This window comes from Pontibacter sp. H249 (assembly GCF_037892465.1).
GTDB lineage: Bacteria > Bacteroidota > Bacteroidia > Cytophagales > Hymenobacteraceae > Pontibacter.
Genome location: NZ_JBBKTR010000009.1, coordinates 50,236 through 64,182, shown reverse-complemented (window position 1 = coordinate 64,182; position 13,947 = coordinate 50,236). Strand labels below are relative to the sequence as shown.

Annotated in this window: 10 protein-coding genes; 6 read left to right on the top strand and 4 right to left on the bottom strand. The window is 45.0% G+C overall.

Features of this window, described 5'->3' with window-relative positions; all coding sequences use genetic code 11:
- Window positions 1-143 precede the first annotated feature (143 nt).
- A complete protein-coding gene (gene pyrR, locus WG943_RS12415; RefSeq protein ID WP_340409398.1) occupies window positions 144-692 on the top strand; it encodes a bifunctional pyr operon transcriptional regulator/uracil phosphoribosyltransferase PyrR in 549 nt (182 codons plus the stop codon).
- An 11-nt stretch (window positions 693-703) separates the two neighbouring features.
- Window positions 704-1,627: an aspartate carbamoyltransferase catalytic subunit gene (locus tag WG943_RS12410; RefSeq protein WP_340409396.1), complete on the top strand. Its 924-nt coding sequence runs from the start codon at window positions 704-706 to the stop codon at window positions 1,625-1,627.
- 181 nt (window positions 1,628-1,808) lie between these two features.
- Here the strand turns inward: WG943_RS12410 and WG943_RS12405 are convergent, their stop codons facing one another.
- The 3 genes from WG943_RS12405 to WG943_RS12395 all read right to left on the bottom strand — a co-directional run bounded on the left by WG943_RS12405 (window position 1,809) and on the right by WG943_RS12395 (window position 6,059).
- Complete coding sequence (locus WG943_RS12405; protein ID WP_340409395.1) at window positions 1,809-3,281, bottom strand: OmpA family protein; 1,473 nt, start codon at window positions 3,279-3,281, stop codon at window positions 1,809-1,811.
- A 393-nt stretch (window positions 3,282-3,674) separates the two neighbouring features.
- Entirely contained in the window at window positions 3,675-4,967 is a 1,293-nt protein-coding gene (locus WG943_RS12400) for an aminopeptidase P N-terminal domain-containing protein (RefSeq protein ID WP_340409393.1), read from the bottom strand.
- Window positions 4,968-5,057: 90 nt separating this feature from the next.
- A complete protein-coding gene (locus WG943_RS12395) occupies window positions 5,058-6,059 on the bottom strand; it encodes a glycosyltransferase family 9 protein (RefSeq protein WP_340409391.1) in 1,002 nt (333 codons plus the stop codon).
- 250 nt (window positions 6,060-6,309) lie between these two features.
- Between WG943_RS12395 and WG943_RS12390 the strand changes: the two genes are divergently transcribed.
- The 4 genes from WG943_RS12390 to WG943_RS12375 all read left to right on the top strand — a co-directional run bounded on the left by WG943_RS12390 (window position 6,310) and on the right by WG943_RS12375 (window position 12,311).
- Window positions 6,310-7,101 (top strand): hypothetical protein, encoded by a 792-nt coding sequence (locus WG943_RS12390; RefSeq protein ID WP_340409389.1) that lies wholly within the window; start codon window positions 6,310-6,312, stop codon window positions 7,099-7,101.
- Between the two features lie 296 nt (window positions 7,102-7,397).
- A complete protein-coding gene (locus WG943_RS12385) occupies window positions 7,398-8,630 on the top strand; it encodes a M16 family metallopeptidase (RefSeq protein WP_340409387.1) in 1,233 nt (410 codons plus the stop codon).
- 157 nt (window positions 8,631-8,787) lie between these two features.
- A complete protein-coding gene (locus WG943_RS12380) occupies window positions 8,788-9,432 on the top strand; it encodes an O-methyltransferase (protein ID WP_340409385.1) in 645 nt (214 codons plus the stop codon).
- Between the two features lie 293 nt (window positions 9,433-9,725).
- Entirely contained in the window at window positions 9,726-12,311 is a 2,586-nt protein-coding gene (locus WG943_RS12375) for a LysM peptidoglycan-binding domain-containing protein (RefSeq protein WP_340409383.1), read from the top strand.
- A gap of 133 nt (window positions 12,312-12,444) precedes the next feature.
- Here WG943_RS12375 and WG943_RS12370 read toward each other — a convergent pair whose 3' ends face one another.
- Window positions 12,445-13,770, bottom strand: a complete 1,326-nt coding sequence (locus WG943_RS12370; protein WP_340409381.1) for an MFS transporter — start codon at window positions 13,768-13,770, stop codon at window positions 12,445-12,447.
- Between the last annotated feature and the right edge of the window lie 177 nt (window positions 13,771-13,947).

The window sequence follows — 13,947 nt, the reverse complement described above, 5'->3', positions numbered from 1 at the left end:
CTTAAACAGTTAAGCTATTTGGGTAAAGGAAAAATGCAATATGTTGGTCCTCTACATTACCAATCACCACAATCAACAATTTAACCATTCAACAATTAAACAATCCAACAATTAACCTATATTTGCAAGCAAGACAACCGGCTATGCAGAAAAGACTCATCGTAAACCACCAATTGCTCGAGATCATGGTGATGCGCCTTTGCCACCAGCTCATCGAAAATCACGGCGACTTTTCTGATTCTGTTATACTTGGCCTGCAGCCCCGTGGCATTTACGTAGCGCAGCGCATCCAGCAAACACTAGCATCCATACTTGGCAAGCAGGTACCAACCGGCCACCTCGACACCACGTTTCACCGCGACGATTTCCGCCGCCGCGATACACCTCTTACAGCAAACGCAACCAAAATTGATTTCCTGATTGAGGGTAAAAAGGTAATATTGGTGGATGATGTGCTGTACACAGGCCGCTCAGTTAGAGCTGCCATGGATGCCATGATTGCTTATGGCCGCCCTGCCAACGTGGAACTGCTAGTGCTGATAGATAGGCTGTACACGCGCCACCTGCCCATACAACCTACCTATGTGGGCCGCCATGTAAACTCGCTGCAAAGCCAGCGGGTACTGGTAGAGTGGCAGGGGCAGGATAAACCGGAAGACAATATCTGGCTGATTACTAAAACCGACGAATAGATTTCTCACCCATGCAAGAGCTTAGCGTTAGGCACCTTTTAGGCATCAAAGACATTACTTCTCAGGATATTCAACTCATCTTCGAGACTGCCGACAATTTTAAAGACGTGCTTAACAGGCCTATTAAAAAAGTGCCCTCGCTGCGCGATATTACCATTGCCAACGTTTTTTTCGAGAACTCTACCCGCACACGCCTCTCTTTCGAGCTTGCCGAAAAAAGACTTTCTGCCGATGTGATCAACTTCAGCAGCAGCAGCAGCTCTGTCAAAAAAGGCGAAACACTGCTTGATACGGTAAACAACATTCTGGCCATGAAGGTGGACATGATTGTGATGCGCCACTCCAGCCCTGGCTCGCCACACTTCCTGAGCCGCCACATTGAAGCTAACATCGTAAACGCCGGCGACGGCACCCATGAGCACCCAACACAGGCCCTACTTGATAGCTTTTCAATCAGAGAAAGATTGGGAGATGTGGCTGGTAAAAAAGTGGTTATCATTGGCGATATCCTGCATTCAAGGGTAGCCCTCTCTAATATATTTGCTTTACAGAAGCTAGGTGCTGAGGTTATGGTATGCGGCCCGATTACACTGCTGCCAAAGTACATCAGGGAGCTAGGCGTTAAAGTAGAACTAGATGTACGAAAGGCCCTGCAGTGGTGCGATGTAGCCAACGTATTGCGCATACAACTGGAACGCCAGCAGATGAAGTATTTCCCATCGCTGCGCGAGTATACCTTATACTATGGCATCGACAAAAAAATGCTGGATAGTTTAGATAAAGAGATTGTACTGATGCACCCTGGCCCTATAAACCGTGGTGTAGAACTAAGCTCCGATGCGGCCGATTCACATCATTCCATCATACTTAATCAGGTAGAAAACGGTGTGGCCATACGTATGGCCGTTTTATACTTACTAGCCCAGAAAGGATAAAAAAATTTAAATTGAAATAAAGTATAAAAGCCGCTCCTAAAATAGTGAGCGGCTTTTTGCTGCACCAGCTTCCCCTTTTACAGGAGCAAGTCGTGACCTTTGCCCACAAAAGCAGACAGTTAAAAATAACAAAAGGGGCCGCAGATTACTCTGCGGCCCCTTTTAAATTAAGTTACTTAATCTAATCTAAGTTCAGTTGCATATCCGGGGTGTTCATTTCGAATCCTACCCTACGGTTTCTAGCTCTTGCGCTTTCTGTTCTTGATCTAGACAGCCTTGTGTTAACTTTTACTAGTGGCTGGCTTTCACCGTAGCCTCTTGTTACTAATCTGTCTGGGTTTTGAACACCACGCTCGATCAGGTAATCTTTTACAGCCTGCGCTCTGCGCTCAGATAGTGCCTGGTTGTACTCTTCTGAACCAATGTAGTCAGCGTGACCTTTGATCAGCAGCACGTGGTCAGGATACTTACCAAGAACTGTTACAATGCTATCCAACAGCTGCTTGTAACCTTCCTGTACTCTAGCTCTATCGAACTCGAAGCGTACTTTTTCTTCTAATAGCTTCTTAGTAGCGGCATCCAGTTCAGGGCAACCGTTCGCAGTACCTGGGCCAGGAGTGTTAGGGCAGGCATCTTTATCATCTGCTACACCGTCACCGTCAGAGTCAGTAGCGCATCCATCCGGGCCTACTTGCTGGCCAGCTGGGGTATCAGGGCATTTGTCGTTTTTATCTGCTACACCGTCACCGTCAGAGTCAGGGCAACCGTTTGTGGCAGTAGTACCGGCCTCATCTGGGCACTCGTCGTTCTTATCAGCAATACCATCACCGTCTCTGTCTGGGCAACCGTTCAGGTTAGCAACGCCAGCCTCAGTAGGGCACTCATCCTGGTAGTCAGCTACACCGTCACCATCTGTATCGATAGGACAACCGTCTTTGTCTACCTGTACGCCAGTTGGAGTGTCAGGGCATTTGTCTCTTCTGTCAGGCACACCATCCATGTCAGTGTCTTTTGCCTTACCTAAGTTAAAGCCAAGGCCAAAATTGTGCATCAGAAAACGGTCGTTGTCACCTACATCATAACCATCGATTTTATCCTGCCCGATGATCATGTAGTTTGTCTCAACGAAAGCGCTAACCGCATCAGAGAAACGTAAGCGGATACCTGCACCACCTCTTGCAGCGGCTGTAAAGAATTTATCATCAACCTGAGATGTTCCATCAGCTCTAACAGCATCAGTCTTAGCCCAGGCACCACCACCTGCAATCTGCAGATATGGTCCGATAAAGGCATCCTCTTTCAGGATAGAGCCATACATTTTTAGTCTCAGACCAAGCATGGCTGTACCCATTTGTGCGTCAAATCTGCTACCGGCAAAAGGACCTTCGCCAGTCTCCTCAGTGCTTCCGTAAGTCAGATGCAAACCTCCGTCAAAAGATCTGCTAAGGTATCGGTTAAGCGATAAGCCACCGCCCCATTCTATTTTGCTAAATCCATCGTCACCGGTAATATCGCCCTTATACTGCAGAGCGCTTCCGTATATCTGGAGATTTGTCTTCTGATCTGAGCTTTGTGCCTGCAACGCTGTACTTGCTGACAGCAGTAAGGTAAGCACCAAAGCGATCGTACTCAGTTTTGTAATTCTTGTTCGCATGATTCTGTATAGTATATTTTGATATGATAATACGCGCATGTTTTCATTCGAGTTTTCAGATATTCAAAAAATAGCTGAACGTAGAGTCGAAAAGGCGATTCCTAGAAAGGTATGAGGTGGGAGTAAACATTTCATTCATAAGCAACTAGTTTTACAGCCTTTCAAAGCAAGCATCTGAGTACCAAACCATTTGTTTAAATTGTACAGCTTTAATAATGATACTATGATCCTTGCAACATATAATACCCAATATTTTAAACTGATATAGATTTACAAGGTTTTAGCATTGCATGAAAAATGAAGTAAGGGCTTGTATTTTAGGGTAAGTACAATAAAAAAGGTTGCGGGTAAAAAACCCGGCAACCTTAGAATAAGTTATGTTGGCCCTAAATTTTAAGCCTTTTGCATGAGTCGCTCTATACTTTCGGCATCTAATGGGATATTAGCCATTAAATCTACGGGTCCGTTTCCGGTAATTAGAATATCGTTTTCCAACCTTATGCCTATTCCCTCCTCCTTTATATAGATGCCAGGCTCGCAGGTAAACACCATCCCCTCTTCAAAAGCACGATGCTTATCACCTACATCGTGCACATCCAGGCCAAGGTGGTGCGAGGTGCCATGCGGGAAGTATTTCCTGTAAAGCGGTTTCTGAGGATCCTGATTTCGTACATCGCTTTCGCTTAACAAGCCTAGCTGCATTAACTCATTCTCCATAACGGTGCCTACAAACTGGTGGTACTGCCTCAGCGTATTGCCCGGCACCAGCATCTGTGTGGCCGCTTTCATCACACGCAATACCGAATCGTATACTTCAAGCTGGCGTTTGGTAAATTTCCCATTCACGGGCACAGTGCGGGTAAGGTCGGAGGCATAGTTAGCATACTCTGCACCAAAGTCCATCAGCACCAACTCCCCATCTTTGCACGCACGGTTGTTGTCTACATAATGTAATATGCAGGCATTTGCCCCTGATGCTATAATAGGCTGATAAGCCGGCCCTCTGGAGCGGTTTCGGATAAACTCATGATACAGTTCTGCCTCTATCTCATACTCCATTACACCTGGTTTAATAAAGCCAAGCACTCTTCTGAAAGCTTTCTCAGTAATCTTGCAGGCTTGTTGTATCAGTTCTATCTCCTGCTCAGATTTTACAGCGCGCAATAAGTGCATGAGGGGCGCAGCACGTTCATACTTGTGCAGCGGATACTGCTGTTGCATCCACTTCATAAAACGGGCATCACGGCTTTCTACTTCCACCACAGCCCTTGGGTGCTCGTTGGAGTTCAGGTACACATGCTCCACCTCGCTAAGCAATGTATGCAGCACCGATTTGAATTCATGTGTCCACAAAATAGTTTTGATGCCGGATACTTCACGCGCCTGCTCCTTTGTTAGCTTATACCCTTCCCATTTCAGAATATGGTCGTTGGTCTCACGCACAAACAGTATCTCTTTCATCCGTTCGTCGCGTGCATCCGGGAAAAGCAAAAGTATACTTTTCTCCTGGTCTATGCCTGATAGATAAAACAGATCGCTGTTTTGCCGGAAAGGCATGGTACCATCGGCGTTGGTGGGCATTACATCATTAGAATTGAAAATAGCAACAGAGGAATGCTTTAAGTGCTTTACCAGATTATGGCGATTGCGGGTAAACAGTTCCTGCGGTATAGGAGCGTATCTCATAGTTTTGCTGATCAGGATTCAAGTAATGGATAGCCTAATATAGCATTTTTTTATGGCGTAAGTTTCTCCTATACTTTACGAACGTATGCCTTATACTATCACAGCCAAATTTAGCACCTCCAGCAACTGCTCGTTGCGGATATCTTTTGCGCATTTAAAGTGCCCCTCCGGGCAAGCTTTATAGCCATGCAAACCACAGGGGCGACAATACAGAGGCTCTTCACGCTCCACTACATTAGCAAAGTCTGCCAACGGGCCAAAGCCAAACTTAGGCACTGTAGAGCAATAAATAGCGCAGGTGGGGGCATTAAGGGCAGAGGCCAGGTGCATAGGCCCGGAGTCGTTTACATAGTTAAGCACCGCATCGCGCATCAGGGCAGCAGATTGTAACAAACTTAATTGCCCGCACAGGTTCTCTACGCGCTGGTTAGTGCTCTGCCTGATAATCTCATCACAATGTGCCTGGTCGGCAGGTGAGCCTAGCAGGTATACTTTATACTTTGTATCTATGCTATTAATAAGTGTAACCCACTGCCCCAGCGGGTATTGCTTTGTAAACCACACCGAGGTAGGCGCCATGCAGATAAACTTCTCCTGCTTCAGCTCCTCTACTTTAGCAAAATCTACTTGGTTGGGGTATAACTTTGGTTTAGCTGGTGTGGCATCGGTTACACTTTCTATAAGCAAATGGTTACGCTCTACCTCGTGCGTGCCGGAGGTAACATCGTGCCTGCGCCTGTGAGTAAAAAACCTGGAGAATGGATTCTTATCGAAACCTATTGTTTCCTTGGCCCCGGACAAAGCTGTAAGTATGCCAGTTGCGCCAAATCGCTGTACATTCACTACCAGATCATACTTTTCAGCGCGTATTTGCGAGAGCAGCTTCATCAGGCTTTTATACTTTCCATCTTTTTTGTTCCAGATAAGTACCTGGCGTAGCAGTGGGTGGTCTTTCAGTAAACTTTCGTTGCCTTTGCGAAGCAGAAAATCAAGCTGCGCCTGCGGGTAGTAAGCGTACAGTTTTTCTATCAGCGCCGTTGCCAGCACCACATCTCCCAAAAAAGCAGTTTGTATGATGAGTATCTTTTTCATGAAAGACCATAAAGTATAAAGGCAAAGCTACGGCAAACCAACCTCAGTTAAAAATCGAAGGCTTATAAGCGTATATAGCTGGATGTTATTCAATATAGAACTTTACCTATACTTCAATCACAAAATATTTTCACTAATTTCTGCTTAATAAGTTAGGTTTTATTTCGTTTTCTGTCTTGTTTTAAGTTTACAAGGTATTTGCCTTTACAGAAGTAATAGCCTTCTCCAAAGCATAGCATTAAAGTATAGTATGAAATTAACAAGTACTCGCCTTCTGCATAAGTTTACTAGCAGCAATTATATCAGATACTACAGTGCTGTAGCCGGCATGCTTTTACTACTGCCAGGTTGTGTATCTACCTATATGCCTAATGTGCCTAACGTGCCCATGTTTACTCAGAAAGGTGAGTTAAGTGCAGCAGGCCATGTTACACCAAAGGGGAACATTACATTTAATACAGCCTATGCTGTATCCAACCATTTCGCTGTTATATTAAACGGATCCATGCTGAACAGTGAGCGCAGCAAAAGAGATTTTAGGCACAACCTACTGGAGGCTGGTGGTGGTTACTTTACAACCTTTGGCCCAAACCAGGAACGTATTCTGGAGTTTTATGCCGGTTACGGCGGTGGCAGCAGCGATCGCACCGAGCGCGATGAGCACAAGGATGGTACGCTGCACACAAAACGCTTGGAAGCCGACTTTAGCAAATACTTTGTGCAGGCAAATTTCACTTCCAAAAAGAAGAAATCGTTAAAGCTTTTTAAAAGGGAATTCCCACTGAACTATGGCACCACTTTACGTGCCAGCTACGTAAACATGCACGACTACAAGATCAATGGTGAACCAGCTCAGGAAGAGGATAATATTTTCCTGGAGCCTATTTTCTATACCCGCCTTACCTTAAACCCATCGGTGCAACTACAGTATACTTCTGGAACCACTTTTGGCCTCAAAAACCGAGATGAACTGACAGCTGCCTATTCTGTTTTCTCGTTGGGTTTTGTGATTAATGTGGGTGGAAGGGCTAAGGGTAATTAGAGATTTACCTGTCTTTTGCTAAGTATAGTAAAAGCTATTTCTAGAGCTAGCATACAACTGGTAAACGGGTGTGTATACCTCACCTGTCTAGTTTTTAGCCAGATATTTATAGGCCTTCAAAAAGATGTAAGGCCTTTGCTACTGCCGTTTTAGCCCCACAGTTCCTCTGGTTCCAACAGCCGCAGGCGAAGCAGCGAATAGAAGAATGAACTCCTCAACTATAAAGCAAAGAACCTTCTCCCCTTCCTCAAACTCTCCTACATTTTCCGTACCTTTGCAGGCTAATTTTAGATTGAATGCTTGAATATCAAATCCATACATTACCAAACGGAATACGCATTGTGCACAAGCAAGTGCTGCATACCAAAATAGCTCACAGTGGGTTTATTATGGACATAGGTAGCCGCGATGAATGCCCAAACCAACTGGGGCTGGCGCACTTCTGGGAGCATATGGCTTTCAAAGGAACACAAAAGCGTAAGTCGTTTCATATTCTTAACCGCCTTGAGTCTGTAGGCGGCGAACTAAACGCTTATACTACCAAAGAAAAAATCTGCTTTTACAGCTCTGTACTCGATAAGCACTTCGAGAAATCGTTTGAGCTGCTGACCGATATTACTTTTAACTCTGTTTTCCCGGAACGTGAAATAGAGAAAGAACGTGGCGTGATACTAGAGGAGATGGCCATGTACCTGGACACTCCCGAAGAAGCCATTGTAGACGAGTTCGATTCGGTTATATTCGACGGGCACCCACTAGGCAACAACATTCTGGGCACCAAGGAGAGCGTCTCGAGCCTTACAAAACAGGATTTCCTGAACTTTATAAACCGTAACCTGAGTAATAATTCGCTGCTTTTCTGTTCAGTAAGCAATTTACCTTTCGAGAAGGTAGTAAAGCTAGCCGAAAAGTATTTAAGCAGCATACCAACTGTACAGAAAGAGCGGGAGCGCGTGCCGTTTACTAACTATGCACCTAAAACAGTTACTTTGGAGAAACCTATCTCGCAGGCCCACTGTGTAATAGGATCTCCAGCCTATGCGCTGTCAGATGATCGCCGCATACCGTTCTTCATGCTGGTGAACCTGTTAGGTGGCCCGGGAATGAACTCACGCCTTAACCTGGCAGTGCGCGAAAAGCATGGCCTGGTTTATACAATAGATGCTAACTATGCCACTTACATTGATACTGGTTTGCTCACTATATACTTTGGCACTGAGAAAAAGCAACTGAACCGTACCACCTCGCTTGTATTAAAAGAACTGAAAAAGCTACGGGAAAAGCCGCTGGGCTCGCTGCAGCTGCATACAGCCAAAGAACAGCTAATGGGCCAACTGGCTATGGCAGAGGAAAGCAACATGGGCCTGATGATGATGATCGGCAAAAGTATACTTGACCTGGATAGAGTAGAGTCGCTGAACGAGATTTTTGATAAGATAAAAAGTATAGAAGCTAATGATCTGGTAGAGATCGCCAATGATGTGTTGCGCGAAGATCAGCTTAGTTTTCTTAATTATGTACCTAATTAATTGTTAATTGTTAATTGCTGATTGTTGTATTGACCTTGTGCAGTAACTCGGCAATCTTTACTTTTTAAAATTATCTGAACTGCACTTGAAATTATGTCATAACAACTTTGTTTTCTTTCAGTTCTCAACAATTAACAACTAATAATAAGCAATCAAAATGGAATTCATAGACGAGGACCTGCAACGATACGCGGAAGACCGCACCTCTCCGGAAAGCGAGTTGCTGCACAAAGTAAACCGGCAAACGCACCTGAGCGTCATGAAGCCACGCATGCTGTCGGGGCATATGCAGGGCAGGTTGCTATCTATGTTCTCGCACATGATAAAGCCAAAGCAGGTACTGGAGGTAGGCACTTACACTGGCTACTCTGCTCTTTGCCTTGCAGAGGGTTTACAGGCAGGAGGCACTTTACACACCATTGATATAAATGAAGAACTAGAAGATCGTGTACGCGGCTATTTTAAAGAAGCAGGCCTGTCGCAAAGTATAAAGTACTACATCGGCAATGCGCTGGATATTATTCCGACAATAGATGCCACTTTCGATCTGGTGTTTATCGATGCCGATAAAATAAACAATGCTGCTTATTACGACATGGTGATAGAGCGAATGGCACCTGGAGGCTATATTATTGCCGACAACGTACTTTGGAGTGGCAAAGTGCTCGAAAAGTATAGAAAGAAACTCGATGAAGACACGGCTGCCTTGCTTGCCTTTAACAAGAAGGTGCACGACGACCCACGCGTAGAGAATATACTCCTGCCAATAAGAGATGGCTTGATGGTTGCCCGAAAATTGTAAGGTTTTATACTTTAGAAGAAAAAGGGAACAAGTATAAGCTGCTTGTTCCCTTTTTCATTTCAACCTTAATAAGGCAGTGCAACTCCTGAAAAAATAAATCCTACTCCCTCTAAAAAATTTTACTAAAAATACTTCGTTGCAAAGTATAAAGAGCGCCAAAATCCTTTAATTTTGCAGACACTATATTATTTTCCGAATATATTAACTTAGAGATGATTAGCTCTCTACTATTCAACCGGTAGTAGAGCTTTAGTACAAAATTTTTAGCCAAAGTATATTTACCATTACCTTTTATGAGAAAACAGCTACCCCTTCTCGTTATGTTGCTCCTGCCTTTGCTGGCATGGGCGCAAAATGTTACTGTTCCAAAAAACGTTTACTTCGCAGATGTGCACCTGAGAATCTCTGACGCTGCACAGCAGGAGATTCAGAAAAAAGTTGATGCCCTGCACCGAAACCAGACTTACTTCAAAATCAAGGTAGACCTGGCTAATGCTTACTTCCCTGTAATTGAGCGTGTGTTTAAAGATGAAGGCGTGCCGAATGATTTTAAATACCTTGCCCTGCAGGAAAGTGGTTTGATCGGTGATGCTATCTCTACTTCGAACGCTGTAGGCTACTGGCAATTTAAGAAAGAGGCTGCCTCTGACTTTAACCTGCGCATGGATAACGTGATTGATGAGCGCCGCCATATTATTGAAGCCAGCCGTGGTGCCGCCCTGTATTTTAAGCGCAGCAATAAGAACTACGACAACTGGTTTACATCACTGCTATCGTACTACCTTGGCTATACAGGTGTAAAAACTTATTCCAAATCATCAGACAAAGGCGCCAAAAAGTTAGATGTTACAGAAAAATCGCACCCATATGTGCTTACATTCCTGGCTCACAAAGTAGCTTACGAAAACTTTATTGGCAGGGAGAAACCGGCGATCTCGTTGCGCGAACTGCGTGCTACACCGGGGCAAAGCCTTACTGATATTGCCCTGGCTACTAAAACCGACTACGCTGAACTTGAGAAGTATAACAAGTGGCTGTTAGGCAATTCTATTCCATCAGATAAAGACTACTATGTAATGGTACCGGTACGTGGCGATGCAACAGGCGCTGTGGCCTCTGCTGCAAAAGAAGATACGCCTACACCAGCTGCTAAAGCTACACCCAGTAACAAAAAGCAGGCAGCAGCCGCCGCCACGGTAGTAAAACGCAATGGCCTGAACGCACTTATCGCACGACCAAACGACACTAAAGACAAATTAGCACTTCAGGCTGGTATCTCTACTCGTAAATTTTTAAAGTATAACGACCTGCACAACTTTGATGAGATTGTGGAGGGATCTGCGTATTACATCGAGCATAAAAAGATAACTGCTGATGCCGAGTACCACGTGGTACAGCCCGGTGAAACAATGCAGCTAATCTCGCAGCACTACGGCATCAGGTTAAATTACCTGCGCTATAAAAACCGCATGGCTAAAAACGAAGTGCCTGTGCCTGGCCGTGTGTTATGGTTGCAAAAGCGTCGGCCGTCTACTACGCCGGTTGAGGTAAAAAATAGTAATAGCACGAATCAAAGTATAGCAGTTGCCTCTCGTCCTGAGGAAGCATCAACCAAACAAGTTGCTGTAGCACCTGCTAAAAACGAGGCACCAAAAGACAACGTGTTTAAACGTTTCTTTAACAGCTTTAAAAAGAAGAAAAATACAGCACCTGCTGCAGAAGAAAACAAGGAAGTAGCACAGACTGCCACAGAACCAAGTCCTGCTAAGCAAGCAGAACCAGTGGCTACAGAAAAGGCACCGGAAACAACTACACCAGAACAGGAAGAAGTAGTAGAGGTTACTCCAAAGCCTAAAACAGTGCTATACCCTTCTAGCAAAGATAGGTTGGTAATAAAGCCTAAGGCAGAAAACCCTGCAGCCGCTAAAGCGGAGGCTAAATCACAGCAGCCAAAACAGGAGACCAAAGCAGAGGTAAAACCAGAGGTTAAAGTAACCGAGAAGCCGGTTGCGGTACAGCAGCAAGAAACTGTGAAAGAGGTAGAGTCTGTGCTTTACAAAGAGCCTGCAAAAACACCTGCTACAAAGCAAGCACCTGCACAGGCCACAGCAGCACAAAAAACTCCTGAAGAACAAAAGCCAGCACCTGTTGCAACTGTAGCCAATGCAAAACCAACACAGGCGGCCACTCCAACAGCAGAAACAAATAAGGAGGAGATTAAAGAAGAGGGAGAAGATTGGACAGATGCTGAAACAATAAGCAGAGAGCCTGTTACACGTGAGAACTATACAGCTTCAGCAAAGGCCGCTAAACACGTAGTAGCTAAAGGCGAATCTCTGTACGCTATCTCTAAAAAGTATGATGTAACTGTAGCAGAACTTACAACTTGGAATAGCCTTAGCACCACTGCACTGCAGCCAGGCCAGGAGCTAATCGTTGCTGAACCTCTAGGCGCACCAGCAACAGCTGCCAAGGTAACAGTAATGCAGGAAGCTACACCAGCAAAAACAGGACCTGTTACCGAATTTCATACAGTAGCCGCCGGCGAAACACTTTACCAGCTATCCAAGCGATATAATGTTACAATAGATAACCTGCGTGCTTGGAACAACTTGACAGACAGCAACCTGAAGCTAGGTCAGGAACTACGTGTTACAGCACCAGAAGAAGAAACCGCTGAGGAAGAAGTAACAACTCCTGCTACAGAGAAGTCTGCACCAGCTACCACCGAAAACACGTACCATACCGTAGTCGCTGGCGAAAGCATGTACCAGATATCACGTAAGTATGGCGTTACCATCAAAGATGTGATGGAGTGGAACAACAGAACAGACTTTAATGTGAAACCAGGTGAAAAACTGTTGATCAAGAAGAAATAGTTACTAACATCATTTCAAACCCTGTAAAAGTATAAAGCCGGCCGTTATAGCCGGCTTTATACTTTTACAGGGTTTATATTACCTATGGCTCCGGCTCTAATTCTAGGAATAATAAATAACCGGCAGCGATTCTTTACCTCTCTTCAGGCGGTGCTGTTAAGTTAGAGGCAGTTTGTAAGCCGGTGGCAATTTCGGGCACAATACCTAGTCGTTCGTAGATAGGCTGCACCATTCTGCGAAGGCGGGGCCTGTGTACTGCAAACGGAATCACACTCATGCTACATAAAAAGCCACATCCCAGCAAAGTATAAGCTACCCCAATTTGTTCCGCCACAGAGCCAGCCAGCATACTTCCTATCGGAGCCATACCCATAAAAGCAGTAGCATAAAGGCTCATTACGCGGCCACGTTTATCATCATCTACAAGCGTTTGCAGCAGCGTATTGCAGGAGGCCATCGTCACGATCATACCGAACCCTGTGAATAGCATTAGCAGCAGCGAGAGCAGAAACATTTTCGAAAATGAAAAAGCCATTAAAGCCATCCCAAACAAGGACATAGTAAAGATGATGACCTTACCCAGCCCTACCACCGATTTACGCTGCGCCAAAAACATAGCTCCTGTTAAAGCCCCCAACCCGGAGGCACCCATCAGGTAACCAAGTGTGTTTGCGCCACCATGCAATATATCGCGGGCAAATACCGGCAGCAATACTGTAAAAGGCATTCCAAACAAACTGATTAAACCTACAATGATGATAAGTGCCCGTATCGGAGCAAAGCCAAAAGTATAGCTAAAGCCTTCCTGCAGCGAACTCCATACTTTGTGGTGTTGCCTTACCCGCTCAAAAGGCTTCAGGCGCATTAGCAGCAAAGAGCCCAGCACAGCAATATAACTGATGGCATTTATCAGGATGCACATGCCCTCTCCTACCACAGCTATCAACACACCGGCAATTGTAGGCCCTACCAAACGCGCCATGTTAAACAAAGAAGAATTAAGGGCAATAGCATTGCTCAGGTCTTCCCGTTGGTCTACCATCTGCACCACAAAAGCCTGCCTGGTAGATATATCAAACCCATTAATGATACCCAGGAAGGCACTTAGCGAAAGTATATGCCATATTTCAATAGTATCTGTTAGTACAAGCGCGGCCAGCGTAGATGCCTGCACCATCGATAGTGACTGCGTTACGAGCAAAACTTTATGTCTGTTAAACTTATCGGCAAGCACACCGGCAAAAGGCCCAAGCAGGAAAGAAGGAATTTGGCTGGAGAAAGTAACGGCACCCAGCAGGAAAACAGAGTCGGTAAGGCGATACACCAGCCAGCTTAGCGCTATCTGCTGCATCCAGGTACCAATAAGTGAGATTCCCTGCCCAACAAAAAAGAGCCTGTAGTTGCGATATCGCAACGCTCTGAACATCCCTCCAAGTTTATTATCTGCTGTTTCTGCCATACTTTTATTCGCGGCCACTGCTCCGGCACAAGTTTATACTTACGTACAAGGCAAGTTTAAGAGTTATGTCAGCAAAACCCTTAAATAATCCTGTTTTTCTTATTAAAAGAGATAAGTGGTAACTTCGCCATATAACCCGATTTAAAACAATACAACTTTTAAGCAAATTAGATAAGC

What these genes read in the sequence shown, in the direction of transcription:
- pyrR (WP_340409398.1), top strand. Translation starts at nt 144, where the DNA reads ATGCAGAAAAGACTCATCGTAAACCACCAATTGCTCGAGATCATGGTG.
- WG943_RS12410 (WP_340409396.1), top strand. Translation starts at nt 704, where the DNA reads ATGCAAGAGCTTAGCGTTAGGCACCTTTTAGGCATCAAAGACATTACT.
- WG943_RS12405 (WP_340409395.1), bottom strand. Translation starts at nt 3,281, where the DNA reads ATGCGAACAAGAATTACAAAACTGAGTACGATCGCTTTGGTGCTTACC.
- WG943_RS12400 (WP_340409393.1), bottom strand. Translation starts at nt 4,967, where the DNA reads ATGAGATACGCTCCTATACCGCAGGAACTGTTTACCCGCAATCGCCAT.
- WG943_RS12395 (WP_340409391.1), bottom strand. Translation starts at nt 6,059, where the DNA reads ATGAAAAAGATACTCATCATACAAACTGCTTTTTTGGGAGATGTGGTG.
- WG943_RS12390 (WP_340409389.1), top strand. Translation starts at nt 6,310, where the DNA reads ATGAAATTAACAAGTACTCGCCTTCTGCATAAGTTTACTAGCAGCAAT.
- WG943_RS12385 (WP_340409387.1), top strand. Translation starts at nt 7,398, where the DNA reads ATGCTTGAATATCAAATCCATACATTACCAAACGGAATACGCATTGTG.
- WG943_RS12380 (WP_340409385.1), top strand. Translation starts at nt 8,788, where the DNA reads ATGGAATTCATAGACGAGGACCTGCAACGATACGCGGAAGACCGCACC.
- WG943_RS12375 (WP_340409383.1), top strand. Translation starts at nt 9,726, where the DNA reads ATGAGAAAACAGCTACCCCTTCTCGTTATGTTGCTCCTGCCTTTGCTG.
- WG943_RS12370 (WP_340409381.1), bottom strand. Translation starts at nt 13,770, where the DNA reads ATGGCAGAAACAGCAGATAATAAACTTGGAGGGATGTTCAGAGCGTTG.